General features: G+C 63.9%; 10 protein-coding genes. 7 read left to right on the top strand and 3 right to left on the bottom strand.

From position 1 onward, the window contains the following. Positions 1-14 precede the first annotated feature (14 nt). Both E4O92_RS22975 and E4O92_RS22970 read right to left on the bottom strand, forming a co-directional pair. Positions 15-776 carry a nucleotidyltransferase domain-containing protein gene (locus tag E4O92_RS22975; RefSeq protein WP_135191967.1) on the bottom strand — a complete coding sequence of 254 codons (762 nt, stop codon included), beginning with the start codon at positions 774-776 and terminating at the stop codon, positions 15-17. A 40-nt stretch (positions 777-816) separates the two neighbouring features. Then, positions 817-4,230 (bottom strand): DUF4450 domain-containing protein, encoded by a 3,414-nt coding sequence (locus tag E4O92_RS22970; RefSeq protein WP_135191966.1) that lies wholly within the window; start codon positions 4,228-4,230, stop codon positions 817-819. An 80-nt stretch (positions 4,231-4,310) separates the two neighbouring features. Between E4O92_RS22970 and E4O92_RS22965 the strand changes: the two genes are divergently transcribed. The 4 genes from E4O92_RS22965 (at position 4,311) to E4O92_RS22945 (ending at position 9,445) form a co-directional block, all read left to right on the top strand. Continuing rightward, positions 4,311-4,511: a glutathione S-transferase family protein gene (locus E4O92_RS22965; RefSeq protein ID WP_135191965.1), complete on the top strand. Its 201-nt coding sequence runs from the start codon at positions 4,311-4,313 to the stop codon at positions 4,509-4,511. A gap of 228 nt (positions 4,512-4,739) precedes the next feature. Further along, on the top strand, positions 4,740-5,816 hold the full coding sequence (locus E4O92_RS22955; protein ID WP_135191964.1) for a lysylphosphatidylglycerol synthase domain-containing protein: 1,077 nt from the start codon (positions 4,740-4,742) through the stop codon (positions 5,814-5,816). A 130-nt stretch (positions 5,817-5,946) separates the two neighbouring features. After that, on the top strand, positions 5,947-8,175 hold the full coding sequence (locus tag E4O92_RS22950) for a zinc dependent phospholipase C family protein (RefSeq protein WP_135191963.1): 2,229 nt from the start codon (positions 5,947-5,949) through the stop codon (positions 8,173-8,175). A 202-nt stretch (positions 8,176-8,377) separates the two neighbouring features. Then, complete coding sequence (locus E4O92_RS22945; protein WP_135191962.1) at positions 8,378-9,445, top strand: hypothetical protein; 1,068 nt, start codon at positions 8,378-8,380, stop codon at positions 9,443-9,445. Between the two features lie 21 nt (positions 9,446-9,466). Here the strand turns inward: E4O92_RS22945 and E4O92_RS22940 are convergent, their stop codons facing one another. Beyond that, positions 9,467-10,249, bottom strand: a complete 783-nt coding sequence (locus E4O92_RS22940; RefSeq protein ID WP_135191961.1) for a hypothetical protein — start codon at positions 10,247-10,249, stop codon at positions 9,467-9,469. A gap of 420 nt (positions 10,250-10,669) precedes the next feature. Here E4O92_RS22940 and tssK point away from each other — a divergent pair, with 420 nt between their 5' ends. The 3 genes from tssK to tssM form a co-directional block, all read left to right on the top strand. Beyond that, positions 10,670-12,013, top strand: coding sequence for a type VI secretion system baseplate subunit TssK (tssK, locus tag E4O92_RS22935; RefSeq protein WP_135191960.1), 1,344 nt, complete (start codon positions 10,670-10,672; stop codon positions 12,011-12,013). A 14-nt stretch (positions 12,014-12,027) separates the two neighbouring features. Next, positions 12,028-13,290 carry a type IVB secretion system protein IcmH/DotU gene (gene icmH / locus E4O92_RS22930; protein WP_135191959.1) on the top strand — a complete coding sequence of 421 codons (1,263 nt, stop codon included), beginning with the start codon at positions 12,028-12,030 and terminating at the stop codon, positions 13,288-13,290. An 18-nt stretch (positions 13,291-13,308) separates the two neighbouring features. Next, on the top strand, positions 13,309-15,201 hold a 1,893-nt coding region (tssM, locus tag E4O92_RS22925; protein ID WP_135191958.1), incomplete at its 3' end, for a type VI secretion system membrane subunit TssM.

The following is a 15,201-nucleotide window of genomic DNA, read 5'->3' as shown; positions in this document are numbered from 1 at the left end:
CCAACGGCGCCTGTTCACGCGCCCGAAACTATTGGTATGGCACTTTTCCATTCTGGAGGCGCATGCAAAATATGGCCGTCCAATAAGAGCCCGCCGTAAGGATGTAATACACTGGCCACCAGCTGAGTGAACGCTTCTTTACCGGCAGGGGTATCGGTGACAATTTGGGTCATGGCATAGTGAAGACCCTGGGCGATTTCTGGACTGTATGCTTTGAGACGACGAGCAAGGTGCTTGCCTACTCCAGTCCAGTTGCCACTCGCTCTGAGGACGAAATTCGCCAAGACGTCGTACAGCTTGTTGGCAGTAGCGAGCGTTTCATCTGAGGCGGTGCTGTCGACCAAATCTTCAAGCAATGTAGTAATTTCATATCGCCGACTTGCCAGGGCATCTTCCGACAGGACGGGCGGCCCTTCTTCGTAAATGACGCGTGCAAGCCGATAGAGGTCATCGTATATCGCTGAGTGTTCGAGAACATTTTTCCCCTCGATCACCATCATCGCCAGCGGGACTCGTCCAGCAGGCCGATCTACTTGCCTGCAAAAATAGTCGAATGAGCTCAAGTCGTGGCCAAAGAGCTCCACGGTCTGGCCATCTATCCTGAGCGTTTCACGCCAAGCATTCTTAACGTTACCAAACAGGACGAGCAAATCGATATCCGAAGTATTCGTTCCCTGATCACGCGCGATGGAGCCGCCTATGACAGCTGCTTCAACATTTTCAAAGCGGGGCAGAATCTGACGCTCGACCAGGCGGCGCGCTTCATCCAAATTCATTTGTAAAATCCTCCGATGAGAACATAGCTTGAAGAAGCTGTTATTTGCTCAGGCACGCAGCGCCCGCCGCGGTCGGCTTCGCAGACTTGGGCCCTTCAAGCGTAAGAGCCATCAGGCCGATCACGACGTCGTTACTGAGCGTGCGAAGGGTCAGGCTCTGCAGCGATTTGCCGGCATTGAGTGACAAATGCAGTGCGCTCGCCGCTCCGCCGTCCACGCGCTGGCCGGGCTTGCCCTCCCCAGACAGCCGGATGCGGCCAGTTTTCAGGTCAATCCGTGGTGGCCGAGGTCCTGGACGTTGGAACTGATAATCGTCGATGAAGTAGTCTTCTTCGATGGGCCACCAGTTCTCCGGATTGGTCAGCGCCAGCCGGCTTTCGGTGCCGTCGTCGTACGTCACGACCACTTCGCCGTTATCGATGCGGCTCTGCATATAGTTGGTGGAACCCGCCATTAAAACCCAAGCGTCAGACGCCTTGCCGCACAACGGCACAACGACCTGGGCGGGATAGTTGTCCCAGCGTGAAGCGAAAATAATGTTGTGCTGCCCAGCCGCACTCGGCGTCGTGAACTGCACGCCGTTGGGCATTGTCAGAGGTGCCTTCTGGCGCAGGCCGTTGTCATCGATTTTCGCCATGTCGTTGACGTGGCCGGCCCATGCGCCCAGCCCTTGGGAAGGCAGGCTGAGCGACACATAGGGCGAACGGGGCGACAGATATTTGCCCGCTTTGTAGATCTCGGTCACGCTGTCATTGAACCATGGCGTCAGGTCCACCATGGTCAATTGCGTTCCGGTGCGTGGCCGCGTCCAATCCAGCGGTTCCAGCACAGGTTTCGGATACGGTGACGACGATGCAATCGCGTCCGTAGGCGCCAGCCAGGTGAATTCCCCACTGCGCTGTGGGACGAAGCCGCCTGTGGCCGTGCCGGCCCCTTGCTGCGGCTTGGATGCCGGAATGGCCTCGCCGTCCCACACGATGGCGATCTCTGTTTGCTTGCCCATCAGGGTGTCGATCAGCACGGCCGGATTGCCCACCGCGTCCGGGGCGGCCCGCCAGCTGACGGCATTGCCGTTGGCCGTCACCTCCCTGATTTGGTTATAACGTGCGGGAATGCGCAGGACCAGCTTTCCAAAGCGATCCCCAGGCTGGCTGAGAGTCCAGCGTTCCGTCTTGCCCGTTCGCTGATAAGCCAGGCCCACTGCAGGATGGCGCAGACTCGCGTGCGACCAGCCGGCGGGGAATCCAGGGCGAACCGTCAGCGTGTGTGCCAGCGCGTCCGGATGGATGCCGAACAGCCCTTCGACCAGTGCACGCGCGGTGACACCCGCGCCGTCGGCGAAATCACGTTGGGATTCGCGGCGGTACACGTCCAGGTAATTCAGCGTGCCGACATTACCCGGCGAAATTCCCATGTACATGCTGGCCAGCAGCGCGCTCTTGGTCAGCGTATAGGCTTCTTCAGCGCGCCCGGCTTGCCACAGCGCCAGCGCGGTGTGCACGTTCTCGCCCATTACGACATTATTAATCGACCAGGAATACGGCATCCAGTCAGTGGAGGGCAAGACAGCGTAGCCGGCATCGGTGGGAACGCCCGGGCCGGTGACGGGGATTGGCTTGAGATGGCGCCGCAGATCGGCCGCCATCAGCCATGCCTCCTGGGCCGAGGGCACCTCGGAATCGATGGTGTGGTAGAAGGTCCAGAGTGCATAGCTCGGATGCAGGCGCTGCAGGCCCAACAGGTCGCGGTATTCGCCGAACGCGCCCCGTTCCGGCAGCCACAGGTATTTGCGCATGCCTTGCGCGATCAGGTCCGCCTCGCGGTCATATGCACTGCCATCCTTGCCGATCAGGCGCGCCAGCCGGGCAGCACTGCGGTGGGCATAGTAGTTGTAGGCGCTCGAATGGGCGGCGCCGCTGCCGCTGTAAAAGAGGTCGTCGCTGGCCCAGATCGCCGCATAGGCCTCGTACAGCGGTAGCTTATCCGGTCCATATTCGCGCCGGAACAGGCGCTGCTCCCAGGCGAGATGGCGCTCGATCATCGGCCAAACCTGGCGCGCGTAGTCCAGGTCTCCAGTCCACAGCAGATGCCGGAACAGGGCGTCGATAAACCCCATGTTCATGTCATAGTGCGAGTGCGACATGTCGCCGTTCGAATGGAGCGCGGCTTCACTGCGGGCCAGATGGCTGTCGGCGTCGGCAGGCGGCAGCTTGGCCGGGATCGGGGAGGTATCTTGCCTGGTCAGCCAAGTGTCGAAATTAAGACGGGCGCGGTCGTACCAACCCAAGGCGTCCAGCGCATTCGGACCGCGCCAGCCTAACAGCTTGGTGCGCCAAGCAATGGAACCGTGCATGATGGCCTGTGCTTGATCATCCCACAGCGCGTCGGCGACGACGTTGAGCGCGCCTGCCGCAGCGTTCAGATACGGGTCGGGCGTGTCGATCACGACCTGATGGCGCAACGCCGCGAAGTGCTGCTGGGTAGCCGCGAACGCGGCCGGTAGCTGGTCGGGCTTGTAGCGCGGCACCGGAGCAGCCTGCGCCTGTTGCGCCCCCTTGCGTGCGCCCACCTCAGCGTAGGTTGCCAGATCGCCGATCTGCGCGCGGTCCAGGCGCTGCAGCGACAGCAGCAGCGGTGCGTCGTTGCGCAGTTGAACTCGTCCGACGACGACCGGGGTACTGGTCGCCGCCTGGCCTGCTTGCAGCAACGCCGGCAGATCGTTCCACAATGCGGCGTCGGCCACATGCAGCACCGCGCCACTTGGCACGACCCCGGCAATAGTCGCGGCCCCTTTGAGTGTGAACCCATTCTGGTCGAGCGTGATCTCGTTACCTTTGGCAAAGGAAGACTGCAGCTGGAAGTATTGGCTGATGGGGACGCGCTCCGTGCCGATGTCGCCATCACGCTTGCCGCGCTCCCTGTTCACGCCGCCATAAGCCCACACGAGTTCGGCTTGCGAGGCCAGGCCGCGGGCCTGCGCGCGCACCACCATGCCCTCGCTGGAGTGGTATGCCAACGCCACGATCTCCACCGTACCTTCGTTCCCCAAAATGGGGTCGCGGATCTCGTAACGCAGCTCGCCAGGCCGGTAACGGGTGACGATGGTGGCCGCGTCATGCAGCCATTTGATGCCTGCGGCAGTGCGTACCGCCAGCCGCAGATTGCCGCCGCGGCCAGGCAGATACAGCGTGAATTCGGGCTTGTCGCCGCCATCGACACGAAACGCCGTGTTACCACCGTACAGCGGGCGGTTGAAGAACTCGCCGCCATTCTTGATGACGAAATCCTCGCCCTCCGGCCGATAGCGAAGCGCCTGAGAGACTTGATTTTCCAGATTAGGACGCAAGCCACCGGTGGCGGAAGGCGCAGGTTCGGCAGCGTAGGCGGTTGCGATCGCCCATGCCATTGCACAGCCATGGAAAATTGCGCGCATGGCGCCTGGACGTGTGGTCATGTTGCTTTTCCGTCGGATAAGAATTGGTTCGATTCTAGGGCGTTCAAATTGCTGGTGTGTGCGAAATTCCGATCAAAGAAATGAATATTCGCAGCGCCGGCTTCCAGGATGCGAAGTTCGACTTACCTCTGTTGGAGGTGCGCGGCAACCCGGCTTATCGTGACCCGGACCAAATACAAGCCAGCGTCGCGAACTGGAACCGGCATATCGGAATCCTCGACCAGCAACTGGCAGCGAGCGGCCGCGGTACCCGGCGGTGGTCGACTATTACGAACGGTTGAGCGAACGCCCGGGCTTTCGCGCATTTGGCCGCAATGGCGAGCCCTGAGCAAAAAGCATGAGCGTGTGGCTGCGAAAAAATTGAGCGCAAGGCTTAACGGGCTTTTGGCGGCGCCCGCAGCGCGACGAACGAAAATCGAAGCGGGCACTCATACCTTTTCTTTTGAAATCAATCCGTCCGAAGGCGGCATGTAGCCCGTGACGCAGAATTTGCAAACCATGTAAGTCGCATGAAGCGTAATGGTTCAACGAAAGGCGGCGGCGTGGTGATCGGCGCGGTTCTCGCTGCATGTGGGTTCCTGGCGGCCATTGCACTCGTCGTGCACAATGACGCGGCTAAAGTGGCGAATGCCATCATGCGCATTGGATGGAGCATTATCGCAATCGTGGCTGTCCGTGCCGTCATCATCGCGTTGGCTGGTACAGCATGGGGCCTGATCGCCCGCCCCATGACGGCACAGAGCCTGAAGCTGTTCGTCTTCCTGCGCTGGCTGAGGGAGGCAGTCAACGCGCTTTTGCCCGTCGCGTCGGTCGGCGGGGAGATCGTCGGCGGACGGTTGTTGACTTTTACCGGCGTGTCCGCTGGCCTTGCAGCTGCCTCAATATTGGCTGACCTGTTGATTCAGGCCTTTTGCGGACTGCTGTTCGCGGCCATTGGACTAATGCTGCTCGCAGCAGGCGGGCGCAAGGGTGTCATCATCGGGTGGGCACTGGTTGGGATCGTGGTCGGGGCAGCAGCCATGGCCGGCTTCTATGTGGCGCAACGCGCCGGTTTCTTCTCCTTCATCGAACGCCGCATGCTTGCGGCGGCCCGCTGGTCAAAGGTGCCCCTCCATGGCGATCCGAAGCTGCATGAGAACCTGCAGGCCATCTACGCAAATCACGGGGCGATTTTCAGTGCCATCCTGGTTCACTTGCTGGGCTGGTTTTTTGGAACAGGGGAAGTGTGGATTGCGCTCGAATGGATGGGAGCCAAACCCGGCATTGTGGAAGCAATGGTGCTGGAGAGTCTCGCCCAGGGAATACGCACTGCCGCCTTTCCCGTGCCGGGCTCGTTCGGCGTGCAGGAGGCAGCTTTTCTCCTGCTTGGCCGGGCGTACGGCATACCGGTGGAATTCGCGCTCGCGCTCGCGCTGGTCAAGCGAGTACCCGACGTCACGCTGGGACTTCCGGGGCTCTTTTTCTGGCAACTCGTGGAGGCCCGCCACATCGTGCTTCCCGGCCAGGCGACATCTATCAACGAAACCGCACCAGACACTCTCCGGCAGGCGCATTTTCCCGATGATCGTGGAAGGGATCGCCGATGAAGATGTCTTAGACCTGCCCAAAAGTTCATAATACTTTTGCATGTCTTGATATAGATCAAAAAGTCGCCAAGTTTCGCGCCTATCGTAAACCTTCCAGCGAGCACAACCGCTCGCGTACGTGGGAGGCGCCATGCCCGGACCTTACATTCACCTGAATGCTATGCGCGCCACCGCGCTGGCGCTAAGCCGCGGCAAGTTCACCCCGGTGCGCAGCGACCGGATCAACCCGGCCTGGGTCGGAACCGACACCGCGCAACTGGCGCAGCTGATGCTGCGCCATCCAAATTTCGCCAGCCTTGGTGCGATCGGCCCGGACCTGTTCTTCTTCCTTCCCGACTTTCGCGACCAGGGGCCGCTGCCGCTCTCAAGCGTGCTGGTAAATGTGTCGCACTACCTGCAGAAGATCTACGACGCGATCGACCCGTACATCAGCAAGTACGAGCGCTATCTGGGGCCCATCTCGGAGGATACCGCCGAGGAGATGAGCCGCCTGACCGGCGGCCTGTCGGAGGTGGTTGGCAATATCGCGGGCGATCTGTCGGGCATCCTGGTCACGGCGCTGGAAGACTTCGTGATCCAGCAGGGCGACATCTTTGAATTCTTCTCGCTCGGGCTGAACAAGGGCTTCGACGAACAGGCGTTCCTGTGGTCGGACATGCTGCATTACCGTCAAACCGGCCAGTTCGGCCGCGAGCTGTGGAACCAGGCCGGCAAGTTCGAGGACGCCGACGCGCGCGACAGGGCGCGCGCATACGCACTGGGCTACATGACCCACGTCGCCACCGACGTCACCGGACACGCGCTGGTCAATGCGATCGCCGGCGGCCCTTTCCGGCTGCACTGGCAACGCCACCATCTGGTTGAAAACCACATGGACGCATTCCGCTACCTGCGCGATCCGACCGGCCCCGCGCATGGCGACCAGTACCCGCAACTGACCGAATCGGCGCTCTACTACGACATCGCGTTCGACGAAGGCGACCAATCCGCCGTGCCGCGCCCGGCCTACCCGAGCGGCGGCACGCTGCGCGACAACTGGACCCGGCGGCGCCGGCTCGACCTCGATTCAGAGCTGGCCGCCCCGATCGGCGAGCTGCTGTACAACACGATCACCGCGGTCTACTACAAGGACGGCAAGCACCCGAGAATCCTGCGCGACAACGACGGCAAACCCAACGCGGAACTGATCGGCGAAACCTACCGGTTGCTGTACCAGTTCCTCAAGCTGACCACGGTGGACGGCTTCGCTCACGAGCCGCCAGAGCCGCCCGAGCTGTTCCCCAACCTGCAGTTCCCGACCATGAGCGACCCGCAGGAAGGGGCACCGGGCAGCGGCAGCAAGGACGGCGACTGGTGGGACGATGTGCTGGACTTCATCCTGTCTGTCATCAAAGTGCTGATGTACATCGTCGAGGTGGCGGTGTACCTGGCCACGCTGCCATGGGCGGTCCTGGCCGACATCGCCACCTACCCGCTGCGCCTGGGCCTGTACTACGCGCTGGAGCTGCCGCTGTTCCACCTGCTGAAGAACTTCCGCGCGGTGCTGGTCATGGCCGGCTACCTGGTGCCGATGAAGGACGAAATCGCGATCGGGCTGGTGAAAATCGGCATCCCCGACGCGCAAGCCTTCCGCAGCGCGCTCGACGATGTCGGCAACATCTTTCCGGGCTTCGAGCCGGCGCCGCTGGACCAGCGCCCCTTCCGCGACCCCAACTACCCGCGCCTGCATCCGGGGGACGAATACAAACATCCGTGGAAATACCCGCTCGACCAGAAAGCGGAACTGCCGCTCACCTGGTCCAGCCCCTACCCGCGCCGTGCCAGCCCGGACGTGCTGTTCCAGAACACCCCAACCGACGCCGAAATTCGCGACAAGCTCGAAATTGCGCCCGACCAGGATGCCGCCAACGAAGTCGGGCCGCTGCTGCGCGCCAACCGCCACCTTGGCGATGCGGTCGGCTTTTCCAGTTACCTGATCTGGCTCGAGTCGCGCACCAACCCGCAGCCAGGGGGCACGCCCGTACCGCTGGTCGACTGGAACCTGGACGCCGACCGCGGCTACGGCCACCACTGCTGGGACTGGAACCGCAATGCGAACGCGGACGGCGTGGGCGACCCGGAAGGTTACAAGTACCAGCCACCGTGCACCTGGCCGTCGCAGGCTGACCCGCCGTACAACGCGCTATACAATCCGAACGTGCCCTTGCAGATCCACTGGACCGGCCCGGGCCTGCCCGATCCGGGTTGCGGCGGCGTGATCGGGCTGGCGGGGATTCAGGCTACGCTGGCGCGCGCCAAACGCGAAAGCGCGCAACCTTTGGTACAACCCGATTCCGACAGGGGGCAGCATGAAAACTGATGGCAAAGATCATCCCTGCCGCTGTAACTGTCATCAGCACGGCGGCAGCGACCCATGCCCGCGCTGCTGCGACGCCCACCGCTGCGGACCGTCCCGGCCGCCCCACTGTCCCCCGCCCGCGCATTGTCCGTTTCCGGGAACGGTAGAGTTGCCGCAACCGGCCCCGCCCCAGACGAAGACCGCGCCTCAGCGGCCAGAAACGGTGAACCGCCCGCCACCTGGCAGCGCCGGTGAAATCCCGTGGTTCCGCGGCCAGCTGGCCGGCATCCTGCGCGACGGGCCGACCTTCGGGCCGCGCAAGGACGAATTCGTGCCATTCCTGTTCGTGCGTGCCAACGCCGGCGACAGCGGTGCCCGCAGGCTGTCGGGCGTGTTCTGGGAATCGCCCGACATCTACGTGGTGCCCGGCCAGGAAGCATCGACCGCACCGCTGCGGCCCGCCACTACCGGCGGCGTCGCGCGTGCCGACGCACCCAACACGCTGTACGCGCACGTCTGGAACCTCGGCAAGGCGCCGGCGTACTTCGTGCGGGTCGAGTTCTACTGGTTTAACCCGTCGCTTGGGATTTCGCGCGCCGACGCCAACTTCATCGGCGCGGTCACGGTCGACCTGGGCAACCGATTCAACAACGCCACGGAATGGCAGGAAGTCGACGGCCCGGACGGGCGCTACTTGAGCCACGGCTGCCACGCCATCGTCAAGTGCCCTGAAACCTGGGTGCCGAGCATCATCAACGGTGGCCACGAGTGCCTGGTGGTGCGGGTGCACGAACCGATCCTCGATCCGGTTGCACCCGACCAATTCGCGGCAGCCGAGGACCGCCACGTCGCCCAGCGCAACATTGCGGTGGTGCCCTCGTCCTCGCCCGCGGCGATTGACCTCGCGCTGAGCCTGGGCTACGTGGGGCAGCCCGGCAACGCCGAGGTGGAAGCGGTACTCGAGGCGCCCGACACGATGCCCTGGCTCAAACTGTACACTGGTCTGGCCGACCCTGGGCTTCACCTGCCGGCCAATCCGGTCAGTTACGGCCTGTCGCCGGCCGTGGTGGCTGACAGCCGTTTGCAGCGCCTGGCGACGCTGCCGTTCGAGCTACGCCAGGGTTTGCTCCAGCGCGTCGAGAAGGTACGCCGCGGCTGCGATCCGCAGGCGATCCCGTTCCATGCCAGCATTGCCGACATCAAGCGCGGCGAGGCGGCCGTGCTGCGCGTGCGCCAGCGGATGAACGGCACACTGGTAGGCGGCTACACGGTAATCCTGGTCGGCAGCTGAACCTGCCTTGCGCGTACCAGGTCAGCGCACGTCGACTGGTAGCTCGAAGATTGCCTTGATCGTCCAGCGGTCACTGGCGGCAGTCAAGCCGCGCCCGATACCAACGTTGAACACCCAGGGGGCCCGGTCGACGTCCAAGGCCAGGTACAAGGTTTGTGCTCCCTTTCTCAGCGGTGTCGGCTTGAATAATTTACCAAAGCTCATATAGGTTTCGATGCCGACGCCAATCCCCGGCTGGACGTTCCTGGACACCTTCAATTGGGGAGAAAAATCGAAACCGTCGGCACGATAGCCTCGGCTGAGTGGATATCCCAAAACCGGATTTATAACGAATAACCAGTCAGGGTCTCGATAGCCGATGATCGGCCGCAGTTCGAACGCGTAGCGCGAGGCTTCGAACTGGTGCCGGATGCTTCCCAACTCGAAGTTCGCGCCATAGAAGACGCCGCCTTCCTCAGGAGCACGGCGCGGCACCCATTTCAATCGCAACTTGCTGCCGGCCAGATAGTAATTGCCGTGCTGGTCGAACACTGTGGGGAGATAAGCGCCCAATTCCACCTGTTCGGTCAACCCATAGGAAAATTCGAAAGTCGCCCTGGTCCCGTGCGCTGGCGGAATTTCGCCTGGATAGTCGGGCGTGGACCGGCCGCTCATTGTTCTGTTCAGGTGCAGTTCAAGCCCAAACTGCTTGGGACGATTGATGTAATCGTCATACACCTGAATTTCATCGTACAAGTCGGCGCGTGCCGAAATCGAAGCCAGCATAACGCAGACGCCTGCAAGCAAACGGACGGAGCGTGGCATTTATTTTTCCCTTATCGCTTTAACGCGTTAATCGTTGAATCTGGACAAGTCCGCATTTTATTGCCTACAGCGATTTGCTCGGCAACTTTCTATTCTCCCCGCCTTTCCGCTGTCCCGCACATCCTTAATAACCCATTTGCCGATCGGGTGTTTTTAGGAGTAAATATTTCCCTCCAGCCTAGGTTTTGACGTGAGGATTTTTCGCAGGAGATTTAGAGCTAGAACAATTTCTCTCTTAACGGCCCTGCTATCCTTAAAAGAGTTGCTTGGAAACCGAGCCGAAATCGAGTTGATTTCGGAAAGAATATTTTGCAAATAGAACTCGTATTTTCCAAGCAAATATTTCTGAATGGATTCAAAAATCGACGCTTCTGTTGCGGATTAAAAAGCGGTTTTAAGCCCACCGGGAAAGAATTCAGAATGTCACAACATAATCGGGTGCTATGGTCGGAAGGATTATTTGTCCGGCCGCACCATTTCCAGCAGCAAGACCGTTATCACGAACACCTTCTCGAACAGCGGTTCGACAGCCACTTCGCCTATGGTTTCGGTTTTACCGAGCTGCAAGTGGACCGCGAGCTGCTCAAGCTGGGCAAGCTAGGATTGGCGGCAGCGGCCGGCATCATGCCGGATGGCACGCCGTTCCGTGTGCCGGACGACGCTCCACTGCCGCAGCCGCTGGACGTCGGTGACGAGGTGAAGGATGCGGTTGTGTCACTGTGCCTGCCGCTGCGTCGCCCCGGGATGGCCGATGCCACGCTGGCCGAGGGCCTGGCGACCGACGTGCTGCGCTGGCACGGCTGCGAATTCGAGGTGCGCGACGCGCTCGCGGAGCACGACGCTGTGGCCGTGCTCAAGGCTGGCACCCTGAACCTGCGGCTGCGCCTGGCGGCCGATGTCAGCTCTGCCCAATGCGACTTGCCCCTGGCGCGTGTGCGTGAGAAGCGCGCTGACGGCGGCCTGGTCCTCGATGACGAATTCATCCCGGTATCCCTCGATGTGCGGGTGTCGGCGCGCCTGTTCGACTATGTCAATGAAGTCGCCGGCCTGGTACGCCACCGCGCAGCCGCCCTGGCGGCGCGGGTCGCCCAGCCCGGCGGCAAAGGGGTGGCCGAGTTCGCCGATTTCCTGCTGCTGCAGCTGTGCAACCGTGTCGACCCGTTGTTCACGCACCTTGGCCAGCGCGCGCGGCTGCATCCGGAGCACCTGTACGGCGAGATGCTGATGCTGGCCGGTGAACTGGCGAGCTTCGCCCGGCGCGACCGGCGCGCCGTCTCGTTCCAGCCATACCAGCACCGCGACCCCGAGGCCAGCTTTCGCCCGGTGATCGAGCAGATCCGGCAGGCCCTGACCGCCGTGCTGGACCAGACCGCCATCGCGATCCCGCTGGCCGACAAGGGCCGCGGCGCCTTCCTCGGCGAGGTGCGCGATGTGCAGCTGCTGCGCGGCGCCAGCTTCGTGTTGGCGGTGAGCGCCGACATGCCGTCGGAGCAGCTGCGCAGCGGGTTTCCGACCCAGATCAAGATCGGCCCGCCGGACAAGCTGCGCGACCTCGTGATGTCGCACCTGCCCGGCATTGCCACCCAGGCCCTGCCGGTGGCGCCACGTCAGCTGCCCTACCACGCCGGCTATACCTATTTCGCTCTGGACCGCCAGAGCGAATTCTGGAAGGGGGTGGAAGCGGCGCACATGTTGGCCCTGCACGTGGCCGGCGACTTCCCAGGGCTGGCACTGCAGCTGTGGGCGGTCCGTGACGCAGTGTGAAGAGGCCACCCATCATGTCGAGTTCCATACAGTACGACGACCACGACGCCACGCGCGTCTTCGGGCAGCGCCCCGCCGCGCTGGCCGCGGCTGCCCCGCTGCCTGACGCGTCGCTGGCCGAACTGCAGGCCTTCGCCGGCCTGAACCCGCTGGTGGCCTGCGCCAGTGGGCTGCTGGCCGCGCTGGCGACGATCCGCGCCAGCATCACCCACCCCGACCCGGCTGGCCTGCGCCCGAAGCTGCTGCAGCAGATCCAGCAGTTTGAAAGTGGCGCGCGCTCGCGCGGGGTGGCTGCGGAAACGGTGCTGATCGCGCGCTACGCGCTGGCGACGATGGCCGACGAAACCGTGGCCGGCACCCCGTGGGGCGGCACCGCCGAGTGGGTCCGCAACAGCTTGCTGGTGACGCTGCACAAGGAGACCTGGGGCGGCGAGAAATTCTTCCACCTGCTTAATCGCCTGGCGGAAGACCCGGCCCGCAACATCGACCTGCTTGAACTGCTGTACGTCTGCCTGTGCCTGGGGTTCGCGGGCCGCTACCGGGTCGTCGACAACGGCGCCGCGCAGCTCGATGCGCTGCGCGAGCGCGTGGCCGGCATCATCCGGCCCGTGCGCGGGTCGTACGAGCGCGAGCTCAGCCCCGCATGGCGCGGCGAGCACGCGCCCATCGGCAAGCACAACCGCTTCCTGATGCTGTGGCCGGCCGCGGCGGGCACGGCCCTGCTGCTGCTGTGCGGCTACCTGTGGCTGAGCTTCTCGCTGAACGAGGTTTCCGACTCGCTCGCGTTCGGCAAAGTGCAGGTGAAAATGCCGGCGTACGTGCCGCAGCCCGTGCCTCCCGCCCAACCGCTGCTGCGCCGCTTTCTCGCGCCCGAAATCGAGGAGGGCCTGGTCGAGGTCATCGAAACGGCGGGCGAGAGCCGGGTGCTGCTGCGCGGGAGCGACCTGTTCGAATCGGGCAGCGCCAGCATCGCGCCGGCGTTCGAGCCATCCCTGGCGCGCATCGCGGCGGCCCTGAACGCGGTCGCCGGCAGCGTCACCATCACCGGCCACACGGACGACCTGCCGATCCGCAGCGCGCGCTTCCCCTCCAATTGGCAGCTGTCACAGGAACGCGCGCGCTCGGTGCTGCGCCACATGGCGCCCATGCTCAAGGACCCGCGCCGGCTCTCTGCCGAGGGCCGCGCCGACCAGGAGCCGCTGGTGCCCAACGATTCCAGTGTCCACCGGGCGCGCAACCGGCGCGTCGAAATCACCCTGCGCACGGGCGGCGCCTGAACCTGATTTTTCCCGATCATGATAAAGCTGCTGACACATCGATGGTTTTTGGGTGGCATGGGCGTGCTGGCGCTGATGCTGCTGGTCTGGATGGCGGGCGACCTGGTCGGCTTCGCCGGCCGCTACCCGCTCGAGACGCGCGCCGCGCGGGCACTGGCTGCGCTGCTGCTGGCGCTGGCCTGGCTGGGGTACGAGGGCGTGCGCGCGCTGCGCCAGTGGCACGCCAACCGCAAGCTGCTGGGCCAGCTGGGGCATGTCACCCAGGACCCGGGCGCGCAGTGCTGGCGCGACGAGATGGCGCAGCTCAAGGAGCGCTTCGAGCACGCCACCAGCGTGTTGTCCAGGATGCGCTTCGACGGCGCAGGCGGCAAGCAGTACCTGTACCAGGTGCCCTGGTACATGTTCATCGGCGCGCCCGGCTCGGGCAAGACGACCGCGCTGACCCGTTCGGGGCTGCGCTTTCCGCTTGCCGAAGACGGCGACGCCGCCGCGGTAAAGGGCGTGGGCGGGACCCGCAACTGCGACTGGTGGTTCACCGATGAAGCGGTGTTCCTCGACACCGCCGGCCGCTACACCACCCAGGACAGCGACCGCAAGGCGGACGCCGCTGCCTGGCAGGGCTTCCTGGACCTGCTCGTCAAATTCCGCCCCAAAAGCCCGCTTAACGGCGCGATCGTCACGCTCAACCTGGCGAACCTGCTGACCCAGCCACAGGCCAAGCGCGCCGAATATGCCGACGCCGTGCGCAGCCGCCTGGCCGAGCTGTACGACAAGCTGGGTACGCGCTTCCCGGTTTACCTGCTCGTCACCAAAGCCGACCTGCTGGCTGGTTTCACCGAATACTTTGCCGACCTCGGACAAGAAGAACGGACCCAGGTGTGGGGCATGACCTTCCCGTACCACGAGGCGCAGGTGCAGGGGTTCGATGCCCAGGCCGCGTTCCAGGCCGGCTTCGCCGACCTCGAGCGACGGGTGAACGCCGGCCTGACCGAGCGCCTGCGGGCCGAGCGCGACCCGCAGCGGCGTGCCGCGATCTTCGGCTTTCCGCAGCAGGTCAGCCTGGCCGGGCCGCTGGTGGCGCACTTCATCGGCCAGGCATTCATGGCCAGCCGCTTCGCCCAGCAGCCGCTGCTGCGCGGGGTCTACCTCACCAGCGGCACCCAGGAGGGGACCCCGCTCGACCGCGTGCTCGGCACGCTCGCACGCACGCTCGAGCTCGAGCACAAGCTGCTGGCCGCGCCCGCCGCCACCGGCAAGAGCTACTTCCTGATGCGGCTGCTGCGCGAGGTGGTATTCCAGGAAGCCGGGCTGGCGGGCTTGAACGCGGCGCGCGAGCGGCGCAACCGCTGGTTGCTGCGCGCCGGCGTGTGCGCGGTGTGTGTTGGCGCACTGGCGCTGCTGGCAGGATGGGGCGCCAGTTACCCGCGCAACCAGGAGCTGGTGCGCGAGGACGGTGCGCGCCTGCGGGCGCTGCAGACGCAAGCCGCGGCGCTGCCTGCCGGCACGGCCGACCTGGCGCCCTCGCTCGCGCTGCTGGACCAGGCGCGCGCGCTGCCCTGGGGGTATGCCGAAAGTGGCCGCGAAGTGCCGCTGGCGCTGCGCTTCGGGCTGTTCCAGGGCGACAAGCTGGGCGAGCAGTCGGTAACGCTCTACCGCCGACTGCTGCGTGACGTGCTGCTCGCGCGCATCGCGCTGCGCCTCGAGGAGCAGCTACGCCAGGGCGCCAAGGGCGAAAGCCAGTACGAAGCGCTCAAGACCTACCTGATGCTGTATGACGACAAGCGGCTCGACCCGGGTACGGTCGAGGCGTGGACGGTGGCCGACTGGGCACCCCATCTGCCGCCGGGCGAGCGCGACGACAGCGCGCGCACGTTGGCGGTGCCGACGTGGTGCTGGGTGATGCCCATGCAC

The sequence above is a fragment of the Massilia horti genome, from assembly GCF_004614195.1.
Taxonomy (GTDB): Bacteria; Pseudomonadota; Gammaproteobacteria; order Burkholderiales; family Burkholderiaceae_D; genus Telluria; species Telluria horti.
This window is presented reverse-complemented; position numbering and strand designations above follow the sequence as displayed.

Coding starts and splice junctions, on each gene's coding strand:
- E4O92_RS22975 (WP_135191967.1), bottom strand. CDS start 776: ATGAATTTGGATGAAGCGCGCCGCCTGGTCGAGCGTCAGATTCTGCCC.
- icmH (WP_135191959.1), top strand. CDS start 12,028: ATGTCGAGTTCCATACAGTACGACGACCACGACGCCACGCGCGTCTTC.
- tssK (WP_135191960.1), top strand. CDS start 10,670: ATGTCACAACATAATCGGGTGCTATGGTCGGAAGGATTATTTGTCCGG.
- E4O92_RS22965 (WP_135191965.1), top strand. CDS start 4,311: ATGAATATTCGCAGCGCCGGCTTCCAGGATGCGAAGTTCGACTTACCT.
- E4O92_RS22955 (WP_135191964.1), top strand. CDS start 4,740: ATGAAGCGTAATGGTTCAACGAAAGGCGGCGGCGTGGTGATCGGCGCG.
- E4O92_RS22940 (WP_135191961.1), bottom strand. CDS start 10,249: ATGCCACGCTCCGTCCGTTTGCTTGCAGGCGTCTGCGTTATGCTGGCT.
- E4O92_RS22970 (WP_135191966.1), bottom strand. CDS start 4,230: ATGACCACACGTCCAGGCGCCATGCGCGCAATTTTCCATGGCTGTGCA.
- E4O92_RS22950 (WP_135191963.1), top strand. CDS start 5,947: ATGCCCGGACCTTACATTCACCTGAATGCTATGCGCGCCACCGCGCTG.